This is a genomic window from Brachybacterium sp. P6-10-X1, assembly GCF_001969445.1.
Lineage (GTDB): Bacteria > Actinomycetota > Actinomycetes > Actinomycetales > Dermabacteraceae > Brachybacterium.
Genome location: NZ_CP017297.1, coordinates 805282 through 827919 on the forward strand (window position 1 = coordinate 805282; position 22638 = coordinate 827919).

22 protein-coding genes and 1 tRNA gene are annotated in these 22638 nt (G+C 71.7%); 8 read left to right on the forward strand and 15 right to left on the reverse strand.

The genetic code is table 11. The features are described from left to right. Positions 1-39: 39 nt before the first annotated feature. Positions 40-336 carry a DUF5703 family protein gene (locus BH708_RS03615; protein ID WP_076806703.1) on the forward strand — a complete coding sequence of 99 codons (297 nt, stop codon included), beginning with the start codon at positions 40-42 and terminating at the stop codon, positions 334-336. A gap of 123 nt (positions 337-459) precedes the next feature. After that, positions 460-972, forward strand: coding sequence for a hypothetical protein (locus tag BH708_RS03620; RefSeq protein ID WP_253705464.1), 513 nt, complete (start codon positions 460-462; stop codon positions 970-972). 10 nt (positions 973-982) lie between these two features. Here BH708_RS03620 and BH708_RS03625 read toward each other — a convergent pair whose 3' ends face one another. From BH708_RS03625 to BH708_RS03685, 13 genes are all read right to left on the reverse strand, one after another. Then, positions 983-1837, reverse strand: coding sequence for a TrmH family RNA methyltransferase (locus BH708_RS03625; RefSeq protein WP_076806706.1), 855 nt, complete (start codon positions 1835-1837; stop codon positions 983-985). After that, positions 1834-2301, reverse strand: a complete 468-nt coding sequence (locus BH708_RS03630; RefSeq protein ID WP_083713852.1) for a tRNA (cytidine(34)-2'-O)-methyltransferase — start codon at positions 2299-2301, stop codon at positions 1834-1836. Before BH708_RS03630 ends, BH708_RS03625 begins: the two co-directional genes overlap by 4 nt. Positions 2302-2403: 102 nt before the next feature. After that, a tRNA-Leu gene (locus BH708_RS03635) sits at positions 2404-2489 on the reverse strand. 92 nt (positions 2490-2581) lie between these two features. After that, positions 2582-2992 carry a hypothetical protein gene (locus tag BH708_RS03640; RefSeq protein WP_076806708.1) on the reverse strand — a complete coding sequence of 137 codons (411 nt, stop codon included), beginning with the start codon at positions 2990-2992 and terminating at the stop codon, positions 2582-2584. A gap of 116 nt (positions 2993-3108) precedes the next feature. Next, positions 3109-3990, reverse strand: a complete 882-nt coding sequence (locus tag BH708_RS03645; protein WP_076806710.1) for a shikimate dehydrogenase — start codon at positions 3988-3990, stop codon at positions 3109-3111. 2 nt (positions 3991-3992) lie between these two features. Beyond that, a complete protein-coding gene (mltG, locus tag BH708_RS03650; RefSeq protein ID WP_076806712.1) occupies positions 3993-5159 on the reverse strand; it encodes an endolytic transglycosylase MltG in 1167 nt (388 codons plus the stop codon). Then, positions 5156-5695: a Holliday junction resolvase RuvX gene (gene ruvX, locus BH708_RS03655; RefSeq protein WP_076806713.1), complete on the reverse strand. Its 540-nt coding sequence runs from the start codon at positions 5693-5695 to the stop codon at positions 5156-5158. The genes mltG and ruvX overlap by 4 nt, the downstream gene beginning before the upstream one ends. Next, positions 5692-8400 carry an alanine--tRNA ligase gene (alaS, locus tag BH708_RS03660; protein WP_076806715.1) on the reverse strand — a complete coding sequence of 903 codons (2709 nt, stop codon included), beginning with the start codon at positions 8398-8400 and terminating at the stop codon, positions 5692-5694. Before alaS ends, ruvX begins: the two co-directional genes overlap by 4 nt. Positions 8401-8531: 131 nt before the next feature. Further along, positions 8532-9158 (reverse strand): 30S ribosomal protein S4, encoded by a 627-nt coding sequence (gene rpsD, locus BH708_RS03665; protein WP_076806717.1) that lies wholly within the window; start codon positions 9156-9158, stop codon positions 8532-8534. A gap of 144 nt (positions 9159-9302) precedes the next feature. Further along, positions 9303-10676: a replication-associated recombination protein A gene (locus BH708_RS03670; RefSeq protein WP_076806718.1), complete on the reverse strand. Its 1374-nt coding sequence runs from the start codon at positions 10674-10676 to the stop codon at positions 9303-9305. Positions 10677-10735: 59 nt separating this feature from the next. Then, positions 10736-11803: a quinone-dependent dihydroorotate dehydrogenase gene (locus BH708_RS03675; RefSeq protein WP_076810743.1), complete on the reverse strand. Its 1068-nt coding sequence runs from the start codon at positions 11801-11803 to the stop codon at positions 10736-10738. 56 nt (positions 11804-11859) lie between these two features. Further along, entirely contained in the window at positions 11860-12282 is a 423-nt protein-coding gene (locus BH708_RS03680) for a hypothetical protein (RefSeq protein ID WP_076806720.1), read from the reverse strand. Continuing rightward, positions 12279-12641, reverse strand: coding sequence for a hypothetical protein (locus tag BH708_RS03685; RefSeq protein ID WP_076806722.1), 363 nt, complete (start codon positions 12639-12641; stop codon positions 12279-12281). The genes BH708_RS03680 and BH708_RS03685 overlap by 4 nt, the downstream gene beginning before the upstream one ends. A 79-nt stretch (positions 12642-12720) precedes the next feature. Between BH708_RS03685 and BH708_RS03690 the strand changes: the two genes are divergently transcribed. The 3 genes from BH708_RS03690 (at position 12721) to sucB (ending at position 17590) form a co-directional block, all read left to right on the forward strand. Continuing rightward, positions 12721-14205, forward strand: a complete 1485-nt coding sequence (locus BH708_RS03690) for a leucyl aminopeptidase (RefSeq protein ID WP_076806723.1) — start codon at positions 12721-12723, stop codon at positions 14203-14205. Positions 14206-14350: 145 nt separating this feature from the next. After that, positions 14351-15754, forward strand: a complete 1404-nt coding sequence (lpdA, locus tag BH708_RS03695) for a dihydrolipoyl dehydrogenase (protein WP_076806725.1) — start codon at positions 14351-14353, stop codon at positions 15752-15754. A 24-nt stretch (positions 15755-15778) separates the two neighbouring features. Further along, the gene (sucB, locus tag BH708_RS03700) at positions 15779-17590 is read left to right on the forward strand and encodes a 2-oxoglutarate dehydrogenase, E2 component, dihydrolipoamide succinyltransferase (protein WP_076806727.1); all 1812 of its coding nucleotides are present in this window, start codon (positions 15779-15781) and stop codon (positions 17588-17590) included. 108 nt (positions 17591-17698) lie between these two features. On the opposite strand, the gene BH708_RS03705 is transcribed toward sucB, so the two are convergent. Further along, positions 17699-19159: a hypothetical protein gene (locus BH708_RS03705; RefSeq protein ID WP_076806728.1), complete on the reverse strand. Its 1461-nt coding sequence runs from the start codon at positions 19157-19159 to the stop codon at positions 17699-17701. Positions 19160-19240: 81 nt separating this feature from the next. On the opposite strand from BH708_RS03705, the gene lipB reads away from it, so the two are divergent. From lipB to BH708_RS03720, 3 genes are all read left to right on the forward strand, one after another. Next, positions 19241-19936, forward strand: coding sequence for a lipoyl(octanoyl) transferase LipB (lipB, locus tag BH708_RS03710; RefSeq protein ID WP_076806730.1), 696 nt, complete (start codon positions 19241-19243; stop codon positions 19934-19936). 62 nt (positions 19937-19998) lie between these two features. Continuing rightward, positions 19999-21021, forward strand: coding sequence for a lipoyl synthase (gene lipA, locus BH708_RS03715; RefSeq protein WP_076810745.1), 1023 nt, complete (start codon positions 19999-20001; stop codon positions 21019-21021). Positions 21022-21054: 33 nt separating this feature from the next. Further along, positions 21055-21792 (forward strand): DUF4191 domain-containing protein, encoded by a 738-nt coding sequence (locus BH708_RS03720; protein ID WP_076806731.1) that lies wholly within the window; start codon positions 21055-21057, stop codon positions 21790-21792. Between the two features lie 387 nt (positions 21793-22179). Here BH708_RS03720 and BH708_RS03725 read toward each other — a convergent pair whose 3' ends face one another. Beyond that, positions 22180-22614 (reverse strand): RDD family protein, encoded by a 435-nt coding sequence (locus tag BH708_RS03725; RefSeq protein WP_076806733.1) that lies wholly within the window; start codon positions 22612-22614, stop codon positions 22180-22182. Positions 22615-22638 lie beyond the last annotated feature (24 nt).

The following is a 22638-nucleotide window of genomic DNA, read 5'->3' on the forward strand; positions in this document are numbered from 1 at the left end:
GGAGGCGTCCCGGCTCCTCACGCGCACAGGAGGAAGACCTTGCCGGGAACCCATGAACCCCTTCTCGCCCAGGTCGAGCACGTGCGGGATCCACGTCGGGTCCGGGACCTCCCTCTCGAGGCGGGTCGCGCCGCCGAGGACTACGAGTTCCAGATCATCACGGTCCCGCGCAGCAGCTCGGTGGGCCAGGTCCGCGCCGCTCTGACCGACGAGGCCGAGTACGGCCGCTGGGAGCACGCCCGCACCCGCCGTTACCTCGGCGGCGGCCGGAAGGTGTGGCTCCGCCGACGGATCATCCGCGTCCGGTCCACCCTCGGGCAGCCGCCGACGATCTGAGATTCTCCGGGCCGGCCGACGCGACCGCCGCTCGCCGCGGAACCGCTGCCCGCCGCGGAGCCGCCGTCCACCGGCGAGCCGATCCGCGCGCGCCGGATCCTCGGGTCTGTTCCAATGAGAGATGTGGATCCTGTCTCGGTGCGGACGCTGCTGCCGCTGGCGGTGCTGGCGCTCGTCTATCTCCCTCCCGCGCTGGTGCTGGCGTGGGTCGACGGGCGCGAGCACCGCCTGCCCAACCGGTGGGTGGGCGGTCTGACCCTCGCGGTGGCCGTCGCCCTCGCCCTCGGCGGCCTCGCCGTGCCCGGCCTGCGGGAGGAGCTGCGGGTGGCCGCCGTGCTGGCCCTCGTACTGGGTCTGGGCGCTGTCCTGCTGGCTCTGATCGCTCCCCCGCTGCTGGGCATGGGGGACGCGAAGACCCTTCCGGTGGTGGTGCTCATGAGCGCGGCGCTCGGCGGGGAGGTGCTGATCGCCGCGCTGCTCGGGATCGCCGTGGTCAGCGGGGTGGCCGGCGCGGCCGTGATGGTCGTGACCCGTCGGCCCGGGGTGCGCTTCGCCGTCGGGCCCGTGCTGCTGGCGGGCCCGTTCCTGGGACTGCTCGGCGCGCCGGTGGTGCGGGCCGCCCTCGGCACCGCCTGAGCGCCCCGGCTCAGCCGCGGGTGCGGCCCCGCTGGCGTCGTGCCTCGTACAGAGCGATCGAGCCGGCCACCGAGGCGTTCAGCGAGGAGGCGCTGCCGCCCATCGGGATCTCCGCGACGCGGTCGCAGGCCTCCCGCCACCGGGAGCTCATCCCGGCGGTCTCGTTGCCGACCACGAGCAGCACGGGACCGGTGAGGTCCGCATCGGCCAGCTCGACGCCGCCCGCCTCGTCCAGGCCGAGCACGCTCCACGGCTCCCCTGCTTCGCGTCGCCGGGCGATCCAGTCCATGACCTCCTGGTGGGACGGGGAGCGCAGCACGGGGACGGCGAAGACGGAACCGGTGCTCGCCCGGATCGCCGCAGGGTCCCAGGGGTCGGCACCGTGCCCGGTGACCACGAGGCCCTCCCCGCCGAGGGCGTCGACGGTCCGGGCCAGGGAACCGATGTTGCCCGGGCCCGCGGGCCGATCGAAGACCACCACGATCCCGGAGGACGACGGGGACAGCCGGGAGAGGTCGTCGGCGGGGACGGCGGCCAGGGCGAGCAGCTCCGGGGCGCCGTCCGCCCGCTCCCCCAGCTCCGCCATCAGCTCGGGCGCGAGCTCGACCACCGGTGCCGGCGGGGCGGCGAGCAGCTCGCGCGCCCACCGGGAGGGGCGCTCGCGCCCGTCGGTGAGCAGCGCGTGGAGCTCGACGCCGTGCGTGATGGCCTGGGTGATGGGGCGCACCCCCTGGATGAGCATCTCTGCGCTGCGGGTGCGCTTGGTGCGGTTGGTCAGCAGCGCCTGCCATTGCTGGAAGAGAGCATTGCGGCGCTCGAGGCGGCGCGGCAGGGCGGGGCGCGCCGGCGGTCGGGGGCCTGTCATGCTCCTGCTCCGTCGTATCCCTGCTGGCGCCAGGCCTCGTAGACCGCGATCGAGACGGCATTGGAGAGGTTCAGGGATCGGCGCGCCGGGAGCATGGGGATCCGCACCCGCGAGCTGATCCGCGGATGGGCGAGCACCTGCTCGGGCAGTCCGGTGGGCTCGGTGCCGAACAGCAGCACGTCCTGCGGGGAGTATTCGACCTGGTCGAAGCGCACGTCGGTGTGCGCGGTGAAAGCGAGGACCCGGGCGGCGGGAACCGTTGCGAGGGCCTGCTCGAGATCGGGATGGATCCTGACATCGGCGAGGTCGTGGTAGTCCAGGCCCGCCCGGCGCAGCTTCGCGTCCTCGAGATCGAAGCCGAGCGGCTCCACGAGGTGGAGACGGGCGCCCGTGACGGCCGCCAGCCGGATCGCGTTGCCCGTGTTGCCGGCGATCGCGGGCTCATGGAGGAAGACGTGGACCATGATCGTCATTCTCCCACGCGGTCTCGAGGGGATCCCCGCTCCGGACCGGGGACGCAGAACCCCTCCTGCCGATGTCTCATCGATCAGGAGGGGTGCGGTGAGTGTCCGAGGGGGGACTTGAACCCCCACGCCCTAAAGCGGGCACTAGCACCTCAAGCTAGCGCGTCTACCAATTCCGCCACCCGGACAGGTGGTCGCCTCAGCAACGGAAGAAATATAGCACGCACGGCGGGTGCGCCGAGAACCGAAAAGGCCTCTGCCAGCACGGACGTGAAGACAATCACGCCATCGCGTCGATGCGGCCGGACGCCATCACGGCGTGCAGCACCTGCAGGGCGGCTTCCGCCCGGTCCCCGAGCTCCGGGCGGGGAGATGCGGGCAGGCGCTCGAGGAGATCCTGCAGCGCCGCCGCGGCGAGCACGACCATCGTCGGGTCGGGATCGACGATCTCCGTCCCCTCCCAGGACCCGAGCACGGCCAGGACCTCCTCGAGCTCCTCGGCGGCGGAGCGCCGCCCCGCCGTCAGCAGGTCGACGCGCGCCCGGGCGGCCAGAGCCGTGCAGCGGCGCAGCAGTGCGGTGGTGTCGGCGGGGTCGAGGATCGGCGCGGTCGGGGACGGTTGCGCTGGAGCCTCGGGGTCCACGGATGGCCGATCGTCGGTGCCCTCCAGGGGCCCTCGATCCAGGTCCATGAGTCACTTCCTCGTGCTCGGTCGTCCGGCGTCGACGGCGACCCGCCGACTGCGCGTCACTTTACTACCCCTTTACCGAGCCGGACAAGGGAACCGAGCGGTGGGACGATCCCGGATCATCCGGCGCGGCGGGCGAGCTCGTCCCGGGCGGCGGCGAGCATCCGCGGCACCGGGGCCGAGGGGACGGACAGCATGGATCGGACCTGCTGGCCGGCCTGGTGGGCGAGCATCTCGAGGCCGTCGGCGACGTCGCCGCCGCGGGCGGCGATGACGGCGGCCAGCGGGGCGGGCCAGGGATCGTAGAGGACGTCCAGGAACAGGGTCGGGACCGTTCGGTCCGCTGTCCGCTCCCAGGCGTCGGCGACCGCTCGGGCGCCGTCCGCGGCCAGCGCGCTGATCAGGACGTCGGCAGCCAGAAGCTCCTGGCTGGAGTCCCAGGGCACCCGGGAGGTGCTCACCCCGGCACGGGTCGCGACCTCCTCCGGCGCCGCCAGCTTGTGGGGGCTGCGGGCCGACAGCAGGATCCGCTCGGTCCCGAGCTCGACCAGGGCGGCGACGGCGCTGGTGGCCGTCGCGCCGGAGCCGAGGACGGCGCCGGTGGTGGCGGTGCGTGTGCCGTGGTCGCCCAGCGCGGCCACGATCCCGTGGACGTCGTGGTTCTCGGCGCGCCAGCCGTCCTCGTCGGGCCGACGGATCAGCGTGTTGGCGATCCCGAGTTCCCGGGAGGTCGCGTCCGTCTCGGCGGCCAGGGCGAAGGCCTCCGGTTTGCCGGGCATGGTCACGCTGAGCCCCGCCAGCTCGCGTCCCGGACAGGTCTCCAGGAAGGCGGCCAGCTCGCCGGCGGGCACGTCGTAGCGGTCGTAGCTCGCGCGCTCGATGCCGAGCTCGGCGTAGGCCGTGCGGTGCAGCACGGGGGAGAGCGAGTGGACCACCGGAGAGCCGACGACCGCGAAGCGTCTCAGGGTCGTGGCGGGAGCATCGATCCCGGTCGCGGGCATGTTCAGTCCTTCTCCTGCGCCCACGCCTGCCACTCCGCGACGTTCTGCTCGTGCTGCGCCCAGGTGGCGGCGAACTTCGTCTCGCCGGTATCGGTGTTGACGGTGACGAAGTAGAGCCAGTCCCCCTTCGGCGGATCGAGGGTGGCGTCCAGGGTGGCGCCGCCCGGGGAGGCGATCGGGCCCGGCGGCAGTCCCGTGTTGAGGTACGTGTTGTACGGGCTCTTCGTGTGCCGCTCCTCGTCGGTGGTCCCGACGCCGGCCTCCTTGCCGGTGATGTAGTGGATCGTCGAGTCGAACTGCAGCGGCATCGGGGTGCCGGCGGCCTCCCCGGCCCCCTCGAGCCGGTTGTGGATGGTGCGGACCACCTTGCCGTAGTCCTCGCTCTCGCGGACCTCCAGCTCGGCCAGCGACGCGATGGTGAGGCTCTGGTGCCACTGGTCCTCGGGGATGCCCCGGTCGGTCAGCTGCTTCTCCATCCGGTCCCACATCATCTGGATGACCTCCTCGGCGGTGGCCCCCTCGGGGGTGTCGTAGCGGCCGGGCCAGAGGTAGCCCTCGAGGCTCTCCGCGGAGTTCTCCGGGATGCCGTAGGAGGTGTAGTCCTTCGCCGCCTCCTCGAAGTCCTCGACGGGGATCCCGCTGGCCTCGGACAGCAGCGGCCAGATCTGGGTCAGGCGCAGTCCTTCGGGGATGATCACCCGGTGACCGGCGAGGTTCGAGGGGTCCATGAGGGCGCTGAGCGCGTCGGCGGACGCCATCTTCTTCTGGAGCCGGTACACGCCCGGCTCGATGCCGGAGGCGTCCGGCGTGCTGGCGAAGACGGTGACGAACGGCCCGGTGGACTTGATGACCCCCTCGTCGACCAGGGTCGATGCGATGTCGGCCCCGGTGTCGCCCGAGGCGACCTCCACGGTGGCCTCGCCCGTGCCCGGCCCCGGGTAATCCGTGGCCTCCTGCTCCACGCTGACGTTGGAGGTCAACCAGCGGTACCCCTGGAACCCGCCGTAGCCGAGCCCGAGGACCACGGCGACGACCAGCACGACGGGGAGCACGGTGCGCAGGAAGCGGTTGCGCCTGCGGGGCGCTCGACGACGACCCCGGTGCTTCGACGCATCCGCGGCCTGGTTCTCCGCGAGATCCTCGAAGGACAGATCATCCTCGTCGCTCATCCGGCGCTCTCCTCGTCATTCGCGTCGGTCGGCCCGGGGACGGGATCGACCGGCTCCCCGGCGCGCGCACTGGTCGACCGCTCGATGTCCAGTGCCTGCTGGAGAATCATCACGGCGGCGACCTGGTCGACGACCTGCCGGTGCTTGCGTCCCTTGCGGCCCGAGGAATGCAGGGCGCGGTGCGCGGACACCGTGGTCAGCCGCTCGTCGAGCAGTCGGACCTCGATGTCCTCGCCGGCCTGCGCCAGCATCGCGGCGAGCTCGGCGGAGAAGTCCCGCGCCTTGGCGGCCGCCGGGCCCTCGGACCCGTTCAGGGAGCGGGGGAGCCCCACCATGATGGCACGCGCCTCCGCCTCGAGCGCCTCGGCGAGGACGCGGCGCGTCGCGTGCTCCCGCTCGAGGGTCTCGACCGGGGTGGCGACCAGCCCGTCGAGATCGCTGCGGGCGAGCCCCACGCGGACGTCCCCGACGTCGACGCCGAGCCGGACCCCGCGCGGCAGGCCGGCGGCGTCCTGGATGCCGTCGGCTCCGGTCATGCGCGGGCGGCCTCGTCGAGCGCGCCGCGCACCGCCGCGAGGGCCTCGGGGATGCGCGCGGGGTCGCCGCCCCCCCCCTGCGCCAGGTCCGGCTTGCCGCCGCCGCGCCCGCCCATCGCCTCGGCGCCGGTGCGCAGCAGCGTCCCGGCCACCAGGCCCTGGTCGCGGGCACCGGCGTTGGTGGCCACGACGAGAGCGGCCCGGCCGTCCTCGTGCCCGGTCAGAGCGAGGACGACGGGGACGTCCTCCCCCAGTCGGGCGCGCAGGTCCAGGGCGAGGGTGCGCAGATCACCGGCGGCGATCCCCTCCCCCGCGTCGTGGGCGAGCAGGCGGATGCCGGAGACGTCGACCGTCTGCTCGGCGAGCTTGCCCGCCTCGGCCTGAAGCTGCTGGCCGCGCAGTGCGGCCAGCTGCTTCTCCATGTCCTTCATGCGCTGCGTCATCGAGGCGACCCGCTCCGGAAGGTCCTCGCTGGAGCCGACCTTCAGCATCTCGGACAGCTGGGAGACCAGCGCGTGCTCCTTGGCCTGGAAGCGGTAGGCGGACAGCCCCACCAGGGCGTCGACGCGCCGCACTCCGCTGCCGATGGAGGACTCCCCCATCAGCTGGACGCTCCCGATGGCACCGGTGCTGTCGACGTGGGTGCCGCCGCACAGCTCGCGGGACCAGTCGCCGCCGATCGAGACCACCCGGACGATGTTGCCGTACTTCTCGCCGAACAGCGCCTGGGCGCCGAGCGCGCGGGCCTCGTCGAGGGGCATCTGCTGGTCGGTGACGGCCAGCTCGTCCTGGAGCAGGGTGTTCACCCGGCCCTCGATCTGCTCGAGCGCGCTGTGCGGGACGCCCTGCCCATAGCGGAAGTCGAAGCGCATGCGTCCCGGGGAGTTCTCGGACCCGGCCTGGGTCGCGCTCTCGCCGAGCTCCTCACGCAGGGACTGATGGACCATGTGGGTCGCGGTGTGGGCCCGGGCGATCGCCCCGCGCCGGGCCTGGTCGATGGTGGCGACGGCTTCGGCGCCCTGGGCCACGGATCCCTCGACCAGGCGACCGCGGTGCACGATCAGCCCGCGCACGGGCTTCTGGACGTCGTCGATCTCGACGATGCCGCCGCCCGCCACGGCGATGCGGCCCTGGTCGGCGAGCTGACCGCCGGCCTCGGCGTAGAACGGGGTCGCCGCCAGCACGAGCTCGACATCGGCCGGGGCGTCCGCCGAGTTCACCAGTGCGCCGTCGACCATCATGGACTCGACCGTGGTGGCGACGCTCGACTCGGTGTACCCGAGGAAGGGGACGTCCTCCCCGCGCTGGCTGAGCAGGCGGTTGTAGATCGCGGTGTCGGTGTGACCGGTCTTCTTCGCGGCCGCGTCGGCGCGGGCGCGCTCGCGCTGCTCGGACATCGCGCTGCGGAAGGCGTCCTCGTCGACCGAGAGGCCCGCCTCGGCGGCCATCTCGACGGTGAGGTCGATCGGAAAGCCGTAGGTGTCGTGCAGGCGGAAGGCGTCATCGCCCGGCAGCGAGCGGCCGCCTCCGGCGCGGACATCGCCCACCAGCTGGTCGAAGATGGCGGTGCCGGAGGCGAGCGTGCGGCGGAACGCCTCCTCCTCGGAGGTCACGATCTCGCTGATGCGCGGGAAGTCCGCCTCCAGCTCAGGGTAGGACTCGACCATCGCCGACCTCGAGACGGGCAGCAGCGCCGGCATCGACGGCTCCGTGACGCCGAGCAGTCGCATGGAGCGCACCGCCCGACGGATCAGACGGCGCAGCACGTAGCCACGGCCCTCGTTGCCGGGGCGCACCCCGTCGGCCACCAGCATCAGTGCGCTGCGCACGTGGTCGCCGACGATGCGCAGGCGCACCTCGTCCTCCTCGTCGGCGCCGTAGACGCGGCCCGAGAGCTCCTGGGCCCTCTCGATCACCGGGAAGACCTGGTCGATCTCGTACATGTTCGCCTTGCCCTGGAGCAGGTACGCCACGCGCTCCACCCCGAGGCCGGTGTCGATCGACTTCTGGTCCAGCTCCCCCAGCAGCGGGTAGTCCTTGCCCTTCCCCTCGCCGCGCAGGAACTGGTCGAACACGAGATTCCAGATCTCGATGTAGCGGTCCTCGGCATCCGGGCTGCCGGGCCACTCGGGCACGCGGCCGCTCGGGGCGTCCGGCCCGTACTCCGGGCCGCGGTCGTAGTGCCACTCCCCCGTGGAGCCGGCGGGGCCGGGCTGGCCGGTGTCCCAGCAGCTCTCCTCCCACGGCAGCTGCACGACCCGGGCGGGGTCCAGGCCGATCACCTCGGTGACGTGCTGATAGGACTCCTCGTCCTGCTCCCACAGGGTGAACCAGAGGCGCTCGGGGTCGAAGCCGAACCCGCCCTCGTCCTGCGCCGTGGTCAGCAGCTCCCAGGAAAGATCGATCGCGCCCTGCTTGAAGTAGTCGCCGAAGGAGAAGTTCCCGGCCATCTGGAAGAAGGTGCCGTGGCGCGTGGTGCGCCCGACGTTCTCGATGTCGTTGGTGCGGATGCACTTCTGCACGCTGACCGCGCGCGCATACGGAGCCTTCTCGGCGCCCACGATGTACGGGATGAAGGGGACCATGCCGGCGATCGTGAAGAGGATCGACGGATCGTTCGACACCAGCGAGGCGCTGGGGACGACCTCATGCTGCTTCTTCGCGAAGAATTCGAGCCAGCGACGATGGATCTCTGAGGTGCGCATGGTCTGAGGAGGTCCTTCCTGGGACACCGGAGGCGGGCGCTCGGCGGCGCCGCAGGGGCAGTGCGGACACGAAGGCCCCGGTCAGGGTACCGGAGTACACCCGCCGGGGCCTTCGCCGCGGTCAGAAGAGGTCAGCGCGCGTAGTACTCGACGACCATCTGGACGTCGCAGGTCACGGGGACCTCGGCGCGCTTGGGACGCGCGACGAGCTGGGCCTTGAGCTCCTCCAGCTCGACCGACAGGTACGACGGGGTCGAGGCGAAGACGTCCGAGTTGCCTCCCTCGGCGGCGATCTGGAAGGGCTCCATGGCCTGGCTCTTGGGCTTGATCTGGATCGTCTGGCCCGGCGTCACGCGGTAGGACGGACGATCCACGACCTTGCCGTCGACCAGCACGTGGCGATGCCCCACGGCCTGGCGGGCCTGCAGGGTGGTGCGGGCGAAGCCGGAGCGCAGGACGAGGGCGTCCAAGCGCATCTCGAGCAGCTCGACCATGCTCTCGCCGGTCAGGCCCGGCTCCTTCTTGGCGTCCAGGTAGGCGCCGTGCATCTGCTTCTCGCGCAGACCGTACTGAGCGCGAAGACGCTGCTTCTCCTTCAGGCGCACCGCATAGTCGGACTCGGTCCGACGGCGGGCGCGGCCGTGCTCACCCGGGGGGTACGGGCGCTTCTCGAAGTACTTGACCGACTTCGGGGTCAGCGGGAGCCCGAGGGCTCGGGACAGTCGCGCCTGGCGGCGCGCACGGGTGACGTTGGTCACGAGGTATACCTCTTGTTCGCATGTGGTGAATCCAGTCGTGCAGCCGCGGATTCAGCGACCCACCCTACCGCAGGGGCCGTCTCCGCTCAACGCTCTTCGGTGCTGGTCGGCCCGATGTTCCTGTGGAGTCCCCCACATCCGATCTCAGGCATCGCCCTCGGAACGCAGGATCCTGCGCAGCGCCTCGAGGCGCCGGCTGATCTGGGCCTCGTTGCCGTGGCCGGTGGGCCGGTAGTAGTCCACCCCGACGAGCTCGTCGGGGGCGTACTGCTGCGCGACCACGGCGTGCGGGGCGTCATGGGCGTACCGGTACTCGGTGCCGTGGCCGAGCGTCTTCGCCCCGGCGTAGTGGGCGTCGCGCAGGTGGGCGGGCACCGGACCGGCCTTCCCGTCGCGGACGTCGGCGATCGCCGCGTCCAGCGCCCGGTAGGACGCGTTGGACTTCGGCGCGGAGGCGATGTGGACCACTGCTTGCGCCAGCGGGATGCGGCCCTCGGGCAGGCCGAGCATCTGGACCGCCTGCATCGCGGCGACGGCGACCTGCAGCGCGCTGGGGTCCGCCATGCCGACCTCCTCGCCCGCCGCGATCACGACGCGTCGGGCGATGAAGCGAGGATCCTCGCCCGATTCGATCATGCGGGCGAGGTAGTGCAGGGAGGCGTCGACGTCGCTGCCCCGCATCGACTTGATGAAGGCGCTGGTGACGTCGTAGTGCTGGTCGCCGCCCCGGTCGTAGCGCAGGGCGGCGCGGTTCACGGCCTGCGCGAGCGTGGCGGCGTCGATCTCCGGCTCGTCCTTGAGCAGCGCGGCCGCCGCCGCGGCCTCGAGCGAGGTGAGGATCTTGCGGGCGTCTCCCCCGCCGAGGCGCAGCAGCGCCTCGCGCGCGTCGTCGGTGAGGGTGACGGACTCGTCCAGTCCGCGCGGATCGGTCAGCGCCCGGTCCACCAGGGCGTCGAGGTCGGCGCGCTCCAGGGGCTCGAGGGTCAGCACGATCGAGCGCGACAGCAGCGGGGAGATCACCGAGAAGTACGGGTTCTCGGTGGTCGCGGCGACCAGGGTCACCCAGCGGTTCTCGACGCTGGGCAGCAGGGCGTCCTGCTGGGACTTGGAGAAGCGGTGGACCTCGTCGACGAACAGCACGGTCTCGCGGCCGACGGTGCGCAGCCGGGCGCGGGCCTGGTCGACGACCTCGCGGATGTCCTTGACCCCGGCGAGCACCGCGGAGACCTCCACGAACTCGCGGTCGCCGGACTGCGCCACCACATAGGCGAGGGTCGTCTTGCCGGTGCCGGGAGGACCCCACAGGATCACCGAGCTGGGCGCCGTGCGGGAATCGTCGGCGGCCACCAGGCGACGCAGCGGGCTGCCGGGCTCGAGGGCCGCCTGCTGGCCGACGATCTCCTCGAGGCTGCGCGGTCGCATCCGCACCGCCAGCGGCGCCCGGTGATCGATGTTGCGGTCGGACAGGGTGCGCGGGACGGGCGCGTCACCGCCGAGCGAGAACAGGTCCTCCTCCATCCCCTCAGCCTAAGCCGGAGCGGGGACGGACCGGAGCGCAGCCCCCACGGCAAGAGTCCTCACCGGAAGGAGCCCACCTCACGGGCGAGCCGCCCCGGCCACGACGGGCCCTCGAAGATCATCGCGGTGTACCCCTGGACGAGATCCGCCCCGGCCGCGAGCCTCTCGCGCACGTCGTCCGCGGTGGTGACCCCGCCGCAGCTGATGATCGCGGCCTCGCTCGGCAGCTCGCGGCGCAGCAGCTGGAGAACCTCCAGCGAGCGCTCGGCGAGCACCGGGCCCGACAGGCCGCCGGCGCCGATGGTCTCCAGGCGGGAGCGCGGAGTCGTCAGGGAGTCGGGCCGCGCGATGGTGGTGTTGGTGGCGATCACCCCGGTCAGCCCCACCTCGGCGACCAGGGCGGCGACGGCGCGGATGTCGTCGTCGTGGAGGTCGGGGGCGATCTTGACCAGCACCGGCAGCTCGCGGCGCAGCCGCCGACGGGCCTGGCCCACTTCGTCCAGGACTGCCTCCAGGACCGGACGGAGCATGTCGACGCTCTGCAGGTCCCGCAGGCCCGGGGTGTTGGGGCTGGAGACGTTCAGGGCGAGATAGGTGGCGTACGGCGCGAGCAGGCGGGCGGAGAAGCGGTAGTCCTCGGCGGCGTCCTCGAGAGCGGTCACCTTGGACTTGCCGATGTTCACCCCGATCACGGCGCGCTGGCCGCGCTCCGTGCGCCGGGCCGCGGCGAGGGACTTGGCCAAGGCCTGAGCACCGTGGTTGTTGAAGCCCATGCGATTGATCAGCGACCGGTCCGGGATCAGCCGGAAGGAGCGCGGCCGGGGATTGCCGGGCTGCGGCTTGGCGGTCACGGTGCCCACCTCGACGTGGCCGAAGCCGAGGTCGAGCAGGGCCAGGGGCACCTCGCCGTCCTTGTCGAAGCCGGCCGCCAGGCCCAGGGGGCTGTGGTGCTCGCCGCCGAGCACCTCGCGCGCGGGACGCCGATCGTGCATCGGGTCCGGGGTGGCGAAGACGGCGCGCAGCAGGCGCGAGCCCCCGGGCAGCGCCCGCGCGCAGCGCAGGCAGCCGACGGTCAGCCGGTGCGCCTGCTCCGCGTCGAGCCGGCTGAGGACGTGCCGGAACAGCATGGCGTAGGGGCCGCGTCGAGCGGTGTCGTTCGTGGTCACGTCATCACCGTACGCGGTCAGCGGGGCTGTTCCGGGGCCCTTGGGCCCTGGCGTCGCCCGACGAGGATGTAGACGAGGGCCACGATCGGCAGCAGCAGTGGCACGTAGCCGTAGCCCTGCCCGAATCCGGACCACACGGAGTCATCGGCGAACAGGGCGGCATCGAACACGCTGAGCAGCCCCACCGCCAGCACGCCGAGCAGCTCGATCGCGCACAGCGCGAGGGCCCACGGCGAGCGGCGCCCGCGACGCACCAGCACGACCGTCACCGCGATGTAGGTCAGCGCCGCCAACAGGGAGAACACGTACGCCACGGGAGCGGCTGTGAAGTCCCGCAGGATCTGCACCAGGCTGCGGGCGGTCGCCGACAGCGCGAAGATCCCGTAGACGATGATCAGCACCGCCTCGAAGCCCCGTGTGCGCTGCGCGGTCGCGGTCATGCGAAGCCTCCCGGCCAGATCTGGGTCAGGCGCAACAGCAGCACCATGGACACGAGCGCGACCACCGCGATCACCAGGCTCCCGAAGCGGCTGCGCTCCCAGACGCCGACCCAGCCGCCGCCGACGGTCATCAGCACTCCGGTGAGCAGGTAGCCGTACAGGGTGATCGGGTCGGGGGGATGCCCGCCGCCGAGGTCCCGCAGGCCCAGGGCGACCCCGAGGACCACCCACGTCAGAGCGGCCAGCGCGCAGGCGCCGAGCAGGACGAGATCCGCGCTGAGGTCCCGGGCCGTGTAGTAGATCCCCAGCAGGGCGGTCACCAGGCACACGATGGCGACCAGGATGCTCAGAGCCAGCATCGACCTACCTGTTCTGTGCGGGGATCCGTGGGGACGGCGCGGCGACGCGGGGCGTCGGGACCGCCCCTACGATAGAACCATGCCCATTGTTTCTGTAGCTGATACCGCTCTGCGCGACGTCGACGCCGACGTCCTGATCCTCCCCCTTCTGGTCGGCGGTGATGACGCCCCCTCCACGGTGCCCGGCGCCCCGGAGATCTCCGAGGCCATCACGCATCTGGAGGCTTCCGCCGCCCGCGGCGACCTCCATCGCATCCCCTCCTTCGGCCTGACCGCCGCGAAGTCCGTGCTGCTGGTCGGCATCGGTGAGGAGGATCTCTCCGCCGCGGGTGCCGAGGATCTCCGTCTCGCCTTCGGCGCCGCCACCCGGTCGCTGGCCGGGGTCGGTTCCGCCGTGATCGGCGTACCCGGGGGGACGGCCGAGCAGCGCGCCGCGGCCCTCGAGGGCGCCGCCCTGGGCGCCTACGCGTTCATCGCCCACAAGACGGCCACCGGCGGCTCCGCCCCGAAGCCCGCGCTGAGCTCCCTGACGCTGCTCGGCGCGGAATCCGCGGACACCGCGGCGGCCGAGCGCGCCGGCGTGCTCTCCGAGATCGTCGACATCACCCGCGACCTGGTCAACACCCCGCCGAATCTGCTGTACCCGGCCGAGTTCGCCCGCCGGGTGGAAGAGATCGTGGCGGGCCTGCCGCTGACCGTGACCGTCCTGGACGAGAAGCAGCTCGCCGAGGGCGGCTACGGAGGCATCATCGGCGTCGGCCAGGGGTCCACCCGCCCGCCGCGCCTCGTGCGCATCGAGTACTCCCCCGCCGTCGCCCGCAGCTCCGTGGCGCTGGTGGGCAAGGGCATCACCTTCGACACCGGCGGCATCTCGCTCAAGCCGGCCCCCGGCATGGACGACATGACCTCGGACATGACCGGTGCCGCCACCGTGCTCGGGGCGACGGTCGGTGCCGCGAAGCTGGGCCTGGACGTGAAGGTCACCACCTATCTGGCGCTGGCCGAGAACATGCCCGGCGGCGGTGCCCAGCGTCCCGGTGACGTCGTCACCATGCGCAACGGGAGGACGGTCGAGGTGCTCAACACCGACGCCGAGGGCCGCATGGTGATGGCCGACGCCCTGGTCGACGCCGTCGCCGACGGGCCCGACCTGGTGATGGATGTGGCCACCCTGACCGGTGCCGCCGTGGTCGCCCTCGGCAAGCGCACCGCGGGGGTCCTGGGCACGCAGCAGGGGCGGGACACGGTCATGGAGGCTTCGGAGCGCTCGGGCGAGCCGTTCTGGCCGCTGCCGTTCCCCGCCGAGCTGCGCGCCGATCTGACAGGTCGGGTGGCCGATCTGAGCAACATCGGCGAGCGCCCCGGCGGGGCGCTCTCGGCCGGCATCTTCCTGCAGGAGTTCGTCGGCGACACGGAGTGGGCCCACCTGGACATCGCCGGTCCCGGCTTCGCGTCCGCGCCGCTGGGATACATGGGCAAGGGAGCGACCGGCATGAGCGTTCGCACCGTGCTGGAGGTGCTCGCCGATCGCGCTGCGGGCCGCGGTGCGGCGACCGACACGTGATCCTCGCCGCTGATCATCGCTGATCGACCCGCTGTACGGGCGTGATGGCGCCGCCTGGTGGCCTAGCATGGGACACGCAGGCGGCGCCGTCGGCATCCGAGCCGGCTCGTGCCGCACAGACACGTACACACCGAGGAGCACACAGGTGGCGGATACAACCACTGACCAGTTCGACGTCGTGATCCTGGGCGGTGGCAGCGGCGGCTATGCGGCCGCGCTGCGCGGTGCCCAGCTCGGCCAGAAGATCGCCCTCGTGGAGAAGGACAAGCTCGGTGGCACCTGCCTGCACCGCGGCTGCGTCCCGACGAAGGCCCTGCTGCACGTCGGCGAGCTCGCCGACGCCCCCGCCGAGGCCTCCGAGGTCGGCCTCGATCTCACGCTCAACTCCGTCGACGTCGACAAGATGCTGGGCTTCAAGGACAAGATCGTCGGCCGCCTGCACAAGGGCCTGCAGGGCCTGGTGAAATCGCGCAAGGTCGAGTACGTCGAGGGCTTCGGCCGGCTCACCGGTCCCAAGACCGTCAGCGTCGAAGGCGAAGGCGGCACGCGCGAGCTGACCGCCGAGAGCATCATCCTCGCCACAGGGTCCTTCTCGAAGACCCTCCCGGGCATCGACCTGGGCGGCCGATTCCTGGACTCCGAGGCCGCGCTGCAGCTGCCCGAGGTGCCGAAGAACCCGATCATCCTGGGCGGCGGCGTCATCGGCGTCGAGTTCGCCTCCGTGTGGAAGTCCCTCGGGGCCGAGTCGGTGACCATCGTCGAGGGCCTTCCCCACCTGGTGGCCAACGAGGACGAGTCGATCGCCAAGGCGCTCGAGCGCGCCTACAAGAAGCGCGGCATCACCTTCTCGCTCGGCACCTTCACCGAGAAGGCCGAGCAGGACGAGAACGGGGTCACGGTCACCCTCACCGATGGCACCGTCTTCGAGGGCGACTACCTGCTGGTCGCGGTGGGGCGTGGCCCGATCACCGCCGATCTCGGCTACGAGGAGCAGGGGATCGAGATGGATCGCGGCTTCGTCCTGGCGAACAAGGAGACCCTGGAGACCAACGTCCCCGGCATCTACGCCGTCGGCGACATCGTCCCCGGCCTGCAGCTCGCCCACCGAGGATTCCAGCAGGGCATCTTCGTGGCCGAGCGCATCGGGGGCCAGAATCCCGCGCCGATCGTCGAGTCCGGGATCCCGCGCATCACCTACTGCGAGCCACAGGTCGGGTCGGTGGGCCTCTCGGAGAAGCAGGCCAAGGAGCAGCTGGGCGAGGACGCCGTGGAGTCCTACGAGTACAACCTCGGCGGCAACGGGAAGTCCCAGATCCTCGGCACCACCGGCTTCATCAAGCTGGTCCGCGAGAAGGGCGGCGCCATCGTCGGCGTGCACATGATCGGCTCGCGGATCTCCGAGCTCATGGGTGAGGCCCAGCTCATCGTCAACTGGGAGGCCCATCCCGAGGACGTCGCCTCCCTCATCCATGGACACCCCTCGCAGCACGAGGCGGTGGGCGAGGCTGCTCTCGCCCTCGCCGGCAAGCCGCTGCACGCCCACGCCTGAGCCCCTCCAGGAGGAGAGAACCCCATGTCTGAATCCGTGAAGATGCCTGCTCTCGGTGAGTCCGTCACCGAGGGCACCGTCACCCGCTGGCTGAAGGCCGTCGGCGAGTCGGTCGAGGTCGACGAGCCGCTGCTCGAGGTCTCCACCGACAAGGTCGACACCGAGATCCCCTCGCCCGTCGCGGGCACCATCGAGAAGATCCTGGTCGAAGAGGACGAGGACGCCGAGGTCGGCGCCGATCTCGTCGTCATCGGCGACGGCTCCGGCTCCGAGAGCGCCGGGTCCGACGACTCGGGGGCCGAGGCGTCCGAGAGCTCCGAGGACTCCGCCTCGGAGGGCGAGGACCTCGCGTCCGACGAGACCACCGCACCGTCCACCGAGGCGCCCGCGGAGTCCGCCGAGTCCCCGAAGGCCGACGAGTCCTCCGACGACGCCGGCTCCGCGGCGGCATCCGGGTCCGGCGCGGCCTCCGGCGAAGAGGTCACCATGCCTGCTCTCGGTGAGTCCGTCACCGAGGGCACCGTCACCCGCTGGCTGAAGGCCGTCGGCGAGTCGGTCGAGGTCGACGAGCCGCTGCTCGAGGTCTCCACCGACAAGGTCGACACCGAGATCCCCTCCCCCGTCGCCGGCACCGTGCTGGAGATCCGGGTCGAGGAGGACGAGGACGCCGAGGTCGGCTCCGTGCTGGCCGTCGTCGGGGATTCCTCCGGGGCCCCGGCCGCGGAGGAGAAGCCCGCCGCCCCGGCCCCGAAGGCCGAGGAGAAGCCCGCCGAGAAGGAGGCCCCGAAGGCCGAGGACAAGCCCACGGCTCCGAAGGCCCCCGAGCAGAAGTCGCAGGAGCCCTCCGCTCCCGCCGCCGCTCCGGCCGCCGCTCCGGCTCCCAAGGCCGCGGACTCCGTCAGCGGCGCCGAGTCCTCCGGATACGTCACTCCGCTGGTGCGCAAGATGGCGGCCGAGGCCGGCGTCGACCTGGCCACGGTCTCCGGCACCGGCCTGGGCGGACGCATCCGCAAGCAGGACGTGCAGCAGGCGATCGACGCACAGAAGTCCTCGGCCTCCGCTCCTGCCGCCTCCGCCGCTCCGGCAGCCGCAGCCCCGGCGCAGGTCGAGGTCTCCCCGCTGCGCGGCACCGAGGAGAAGATGAGCCGCGTCCGCAAGGTCACGGCCAAGCGGATGATGGAGTCGCTGCACGGGCAGGCGCAGCTGACCACCGCGGTCGAGGTCGACATGACCCGGGTCGCGAAGCTGCGCGGGAAGGCGAAGGATGCCTTCGCCCAGCGCGAGGGCGCCAAGCTCACGTTCCTGCCGTTCATCATGCAGGCCGCGGTCGAGGCTCTGAAGACCTATCCGAAGGTCAACGCCTCGATCGACGAGGACATGATCAAGTACGCCGCCTCCGAGAACATCGGTATGGCCGCGGACACCGATCGAGGCCTGGTCGTGCCGGTGATCAAGAACTCGGGCGACCTGAACCTGGCGGGTCTGGCCCGCCAGATCGGCGATCTCGGGGCTCGGGCGAAGAACAACAAGCTCACCCCGGACGATCTCCAGGGCGCGACCTTCACGATCACCAACACCGGATCCGGCGGTGCCCTCTGGGACACCCCGATCGTGCCGAACCCCCAGGTCGGCATCCTCGGCTGCGGCACCATCGTGAAGCGGCCCGCGGTCGTGCAGAACGCCGAGGGCGATGACTCCATCGCGGTCCGCTCGATGATGTACCTGTTCCTCTCCTACGACCACCGTCTCGTCGACGGCGGCGACGCGGCCCGCTTCCTCACCTTCATGAAGAAGCGGCTCGAGGACGGCGCCTTCGAGGCGGAACTCGGCCTGTGAGCCCGTGGGCGCCAGGGTCGTCCGGCCGTGACCTCTCACCGCTGACCTGACCCCGAAGGGCCGGCACCGAACGGATCGGTGCCGGCCCTTCCGGCGTCCCGGGACGGATCAGGGAGCGGTCGCGGGGCCCACGGCGCGCGCGGTGACGACGAGCCACTGCGCCCCGTCCCAGCGCAGCGTGAGCACGAGATCCACCGGCTCGCTCGCCGCCACCGTGCGCACGCTGCCGTCGGACTGCTCGACCTCGTACTCCTCGGTCGAGGAGGTCACCTCCAGGACCGCGCGTCCGTCCGCGCCCGGCCCTTCGAGCACGCGGGCTTCGTGGATCACCGCGCCCCCGCCCGTGACGCTCAGCCCCTGGTAGGCCTGCCGCACCTGCTGGTCGTCCGCCAGCGCGCGGCTCCTCGGCGCCGCAGCCGGGTGGGCCGTGAGCCCGGTGACGTAGGCGTGGCGGGCGCCGGCGAGCTCGGCGGCCAGCACCCAGGGATCGGTGATCTCCGGAGCCGGTGCTGCCGTGGACGAAGCGCCCGTCGAGGATGCGGCGGCCCGCGGGATCGGCTCGACCTCGCCCGCGGGCGCCAGCAGCAGCCAGCTGCTCGTGCCCAGCAGCGTGCCGACGGCCACCACGGCCGCGGCCGTCAGGGCCGACGTGCGGCGCAGGCCCCGTTGGGAGATCACCTCCCGGATCGTGCGCAGGACGTCGCGGGCGGCGGCGCGTCGACCGTCCTGATGCCCGCCGCCGGCGTGCTCGTCACCGGCCGGATGCTCGGCGCGACCGCGGATCGGTGCCCGGTGTTCCCCGTGAGCGCGGGCGCGGGCCCGGGCCGGACGCGGAGCCGGCACGGGGGTGGTCGGGGCAGCAGCGATCGCCCCGGGCATCGGGCGATCACCCGCCTCGCCGTCCTCGCCGTCCTCGCCCGGTGATCCTGCAGCGGAAGGAACGGGCACCGGCCCTGCGACCTCGACAGCGGTGTCGTGCACGCGGCGGCGCAGGGTGCGCTGCTCGTCGCAGAGCACGGAGTCCACCCAGCGCCGGTCCGCCCGGCGCTCCGCGAGCCCCTCCCCGGGGCGCAATCCCTCGAGATCGAGCAGGATCACGCTGCCGTCCTGGCGCATCCCCAGACCACCGCCGGGGTGTGCCCCGAGCAGCCAGCAGCGCTCGTGCAGCGCATCCACCAGAGCGTCGAGCTCGTCGCGGGCGCGTCCCAGGGCCGCCCGCTCGGCCGTCGCCGGCGATCCCGTCCCGGCGGCGCGCCTGCCGCTGCGGGACGCGAGCGGCTGTGCGGACTCGCGCACGTACCCCTCGTCCTCGATCCTCAGCACGGCCGGCGCCGCCGCGAGACCGGCGACCTCGAGAGCGGCCAGCAGCTGCATCTCGGCGCGCACCGCCGCCTGCCCGTCGGCGGTCCGAGCGCGCACCCGGACCTCGCGTTCCGCTCCCTGCCCGACCAGCTCCTCACCCCGGCGCTCCTCCTGCCCCCGGGGATTACGCGGACCGCCGAGCGACGAGGGCCCGTCGCTCACGGGCAGGAATTCCCGCACGGATCGCGTCTCGTCGAAGTCCTCCATGGCAGCAGTGAACCGCACCACCGTCCCGCTCCCTGGTGGTCATCCACAACGCGCAGGTGAGAGCGGGAGTAGCCTGAGCGGATGCTCGATGTGATCCGTCTCGGCTTCAGCGAACCGGTACCCGGTGGTGACCGGCACGAGGAGTTCGGCCTGCCTCCGGGACCGGTCGACTACCGCGCCGCCTGGGCGCTGCAGCGGGAGATCCACGCCGAGGTGGTGGCGGGGACCCGCCCCGACTCGCTGCTGCTGCTGGAGCACCGTGCGGTCTACACCGCCGGCAAGCTCACCGCCGATCACGAACGTCCGCGCGACGGCGCCGAGGTGGTCGACATCGACCGCGGCGGCAAGATCACCTGGCACGGACCCCAGCAGCTCGTCGGCTACCCGATCGTCAAGCTCCCCGCCCCCATCGACGTCGTCGGCTTCGTCCGCGGCCTCGAGCTCACCCTGATCGACGTGTGCGCCGCGATGGGCGTGGCGACCGTTCCGGTCGAGGGGCGCAGCGGCGTGTGGGTGGCGCCGGAGGGCGAGGAGGCCCGCAAGCTGTGCGCGATCGGGATGCGCGTCTCGAAGCGCGCCACCATGCACGGCTTCGCCCTGAACTGCGCGAACGACCTCTCCTGGGCGCTGAACGTGATCCCCTGCGGGATCGACGACGCCGGCGTGACCAGCCTCACCCAGGAGGCGGGTCGGCGCATCGCCGTGGCCGATGTGATCGATGTCGCCGCCGCGGCGATGTCCGAGCTGGTGTCGCACCGCACCTCTGCGGCGTCCTGAGAGGCCCGGATCCGCCCCAGCTCGATAGACTGCCCGGAACGTCGAACGTAGGAGGCATGAGGGTGACCATCGCTCCCGAAGGCCGGCGCATGCTGCGCGTCGAGGCACGCAACGCCGAGGTGCCGATCGAGCGCAAGCCGGAATGGATCAAGACCCGCGCCGTGATGGGGCCCGAGTACAGCGCGATGAAGAAGCGCGTGCACAGTCAAGGTCTCCACACCGTCTGCGAGGAAGCCGGCTGCCCGAACATCTTCGAGTGCTGGGAGGACCGCGAGGCGACCTTCCTCATCGGCGGTGACACCTGCACCCGGCGCTGCGACTTCTGCGCCATCGCCACCGGCAAGCCGATGGCGCTGGACCCCATGGAGCCGTTCAAGGTGGCCCAGTCCGTGAAGGAGATGGGACTGCGCTACTCCACGATCACGGGGGTGGCGCGCGATGATCTGCCCGACGGTGCGGCCGGCCTGTTCGCCCGCACCTGCGAGCAGATCCACGCCACGAACCCCGGCACCGGCGTCGAGCTGCTGATCGACGACATCAAGGGCAAGGGCGAGCACCTCCAGCAGGTGTTCGAGGCCCGGCCCGAAGTATTCGCCCACAATCTCGAGACCGTCCCGCGGATCTTCAAGCAGATCCGTCCCGCGTTCCGCTACGAGCGCTCGCTGGACGTGATCTCGATGGGCAAGGACGCCGGGATGATCACCAAGTCCAACCTGATCCTGGGCATGGGTGAGACCACCGACGAGATCCTCGAGTCGTTGCAGCGGCTGCGGGACGCCGGCTGCGACATCATCACCATCACGCAGTACATGCGCCCCTCGAAGCGGCACCACCCGATCGATCGCTGGGTCAAGCCCGAGGAGTTCGTCGATCTCTCCCGGGCTGCGGAGGAGATGGGCTTCCTCGCGACGATGGCGGGGCCGATGGTCCGCTCCTCCTACCGCGCCGGCAAGCTCTGGGCACAGGTGATGAAGAAGCTCGACCGCGAGATCCCCGAGAACCTCCGCCATCTGGATCAGGACCAGCCCGCCCGTCAGGAAGCCGCGAGCGTCGTCGCCCGCGCGAATCAGGCCGTCGCGAGCTGACGCCTGCACGCCCCCGAGAGGACCCCACCCCATATGGCCCGCAAGAGCGAGAGCAAGCCCACCAAGGGCGCTGCGAAGGACGGCACGAAGAAGCCGGGACGCTTCAAGCAGATGATCGACGTCTTCAAGTACACCCAGGAGGTCGATCGCACCACGCTGCCGTGGATGATCGGTGCGCTGCTCGCCGCGATCGCCGTCGGCATCCTGGTGAGCTGGCTGGTGCTGAACAGCCCCTGGTACGGCATCTTCATGGGTCTGGCCGTCGGTGTGCTCATCGCGATGCTGATCCTGGCCCGCAAGGCCGAGCGCGCCGCCTTCAGCCGGATCAAGGGACAGTCCGGCGCGGCCCTGGCCGCGATGCAGTCGATCCGCCGCGGCTGGGACGTGGCCGAGGAGCCGGTCCAGATCGATCCCCGCAGCCAGAAGATGCTCTTCCGCGCCTCCGGTCGTGCCGGCATCGCGGTCGTCGCCGAGGATTCCTCCTCGATCTCCATGAAGCTGCTGGAGAAGGAGCGTCGCAACATCCGCCGCGTCCTCCAGCACGACAACGTCCCGGTCCACCAGATCGTCGTCGGCGACGGCGACGGGGAGATCCCGTTGCACAAGTTGCCCAGTCATCTGACCCGCATGAAGAAGACCCTCACCAAGGACGAGTCCGCACAGGTCAGCAAACGACTGGTCGCGCTGCACCGTTCGATCCGGCAGTCCGTGCCCAAGGGCGTGGACCCGATGAGGGCCCGCCCGAACCGCAAGGCGATGCGCGGCCGCTGAGTGGCCGCGACGTGGCGAGCCGCCACGTGCCACGGACAAGCCCCCATCCGACCGCCAGGTCCGGGTGGGGGCTTCTTTCGTCCTGCGTGGGGTGAGGCTGGTGCTCGGGTGGCGCTCGGCGACACGCGGTGCGGTGCGTTGGTTCCACTGATCCGGCACGGTGGCGGAGTGCATCGGTGGAACGGACGGGCGTGTCGGACGTCGGACGTCGATGCCCGAGCGGCCAGAGAGACCGTTACCGTTCCGTGACATCCGTGACCTTATCGTGACATTTGAGATCAGTGCAGGTCAGCGCACGATGGACAGGGTGGGCCCGCTCATCCGGCATCGGGCTCACGGCAGCCCGCGGGCACGGGGAGCCGCGCCGTCCGCGGAGTTCCGAGGGGGTCAGGCCCGCACGGCGGCGGTGCCGGCGACGACGTCGTGCAGGGGCTGGGCATCCTTGCTCCACACCAGCGCCGGCAGCAGCAGGAGCATCGCTCCCGTGCGGACCAGGGCGCGCAGCACCATCGGCGTGCGGCCGCGGATCGGCAGCACGCGCACCCGCAGCGCGAACTGGCCGGGGGTTACTCCGAAAAGGCTCAGGAACAGCAGGTTCAGCGTCGCGAACAGGAGCAGGTTGGCCAGCGCGTCGCCCTGGAACACCAGGGCCGAGACGGCCATGCACAGTCCCCAGTCCACCAGCAGCGACAGGGGCCGTCGCCAGAAGGGCGCGACCGACCCGGGGCCGCTCGCGGGCAGCCCCAGCGAGGAGCCCCTGACGTAGTCCGGCGAGCTCGGGGCGCCGTCCATCCACGAGCCCAGGTCCTGGCGATCGATCACCCCCAGACCTTACCGAGAGGATCT

Bases quoted from the DNA above. Each gene is read 5' to 3' on its own strand.
- BH708_RS03625 (WP_076806706.1), bottom strand. From the start codon at position 1,837: ATGACAGGCCCCCGACCGCCGGCGCGCCCCGCCCTGCCGCGCCGCCTC.
- BH708_RS03630 (WP_083713852.1), bottom strand. From the start codon at position 2,301: ATGGTCCACGTCTTCCTCCATGAGCCCGCGATCGCCGGCAACACGGGC.
- BH708_RS03640 (WP_076806708.1), bottom strand. From the start codon at position 2,992: ATGGACCTGGATCGAGGGCCCCTGGAGGGCACCGACGATCGGCCATCC.
- BH708_RS03645 (WP_076806710.1), bottom strand. From the start codon at position 3,990: ATGCCCGCGACCGGGATCGATGCTCCCGCCACGACCCTGAGACGCTTC.
- mltG (WP_076806712.1), bottom strand. From the start codon at position 5,159: ATGAGCGACGAGGATGATCTGTCCTTCGAGGATCTCGCGGAGAACCAG.
- ruvX (WP_076806713.1), bottom strand. From the start codon at position 5,695: ATGACCGGAGCCGACGGCATCCAGGACGCCGCCGGCCTGCCGCGCGGG.
- alaS (WP_076806715.1), bottom strand. From the start codon at position 8,400: ATGCGCACCTCAGAGATCCATCGTCGCTGGCTCGAATTCTTCGCGAAG.
- BH708_RS03670 (WP_076806718.1), bottom strand. From the start codon at position 10,676: ATGGAGGAGGACCTGTTCTCGCTCGGCGGTGACGCGCCCGTCCCGCGC.
- BH708_RS03675 (WP_076810743.1), bottom strand. From the start codon at position 11,803: ATGCTGTTCCGGCACGTCCTCAGCCGGCTCGACGCGGAGCAGGCGCAC.
- BH708_RS03680 (WP_076806720.1), bottom strand. From the start codon at position 12,282: ATGACCGCGACCGCGCAGCGCACACGGGGCTTCGAGGCGGTGCTGATC.
- BH708_RS03685 (WP_076806722.1), bottom strand. From the start codon at position 12,641: ATGCTGGCTCTGAGCATCCTGGTCGCCATCGTGTGCCTGGTGACCGCC.
- BH708_RS03690 (WP_076806723.1), top strand. From the start codon at position 12,721: ATGCCCATTGTTTCTGTAGCTGATACCGCTCTGCGCGACGTCGACGCC.
- sucB (WP_076806727.1), top strand. From the start codon at position 15,779: ATGTCTGAATCCGTGAAGATGCCTGCTCTCGGTGAGTCCGTCACCGAG.
- BH708_RS03705 (WP_076806728.1), bottom strand. From the start codon at position 19,159: ATGGAGGACTTCGACGAGACGCGATCCGTGCGGGAATTCCTGCCCGTG.
- lipB (WP_076806730.1), top strand. From the start codon at position 19,241: ATGCTCGATGTGATCCGTCTCGGCTTCAGCGAACCGGTACCCGGTGGT.
- BH708_RS03720 (WP_076806731.1), top strand. From the start codon at position 21,055: ATGGCCCGCAAGAGCGAGAGCAAGCCCACCAAGGGCGCTGCGAAGGAC.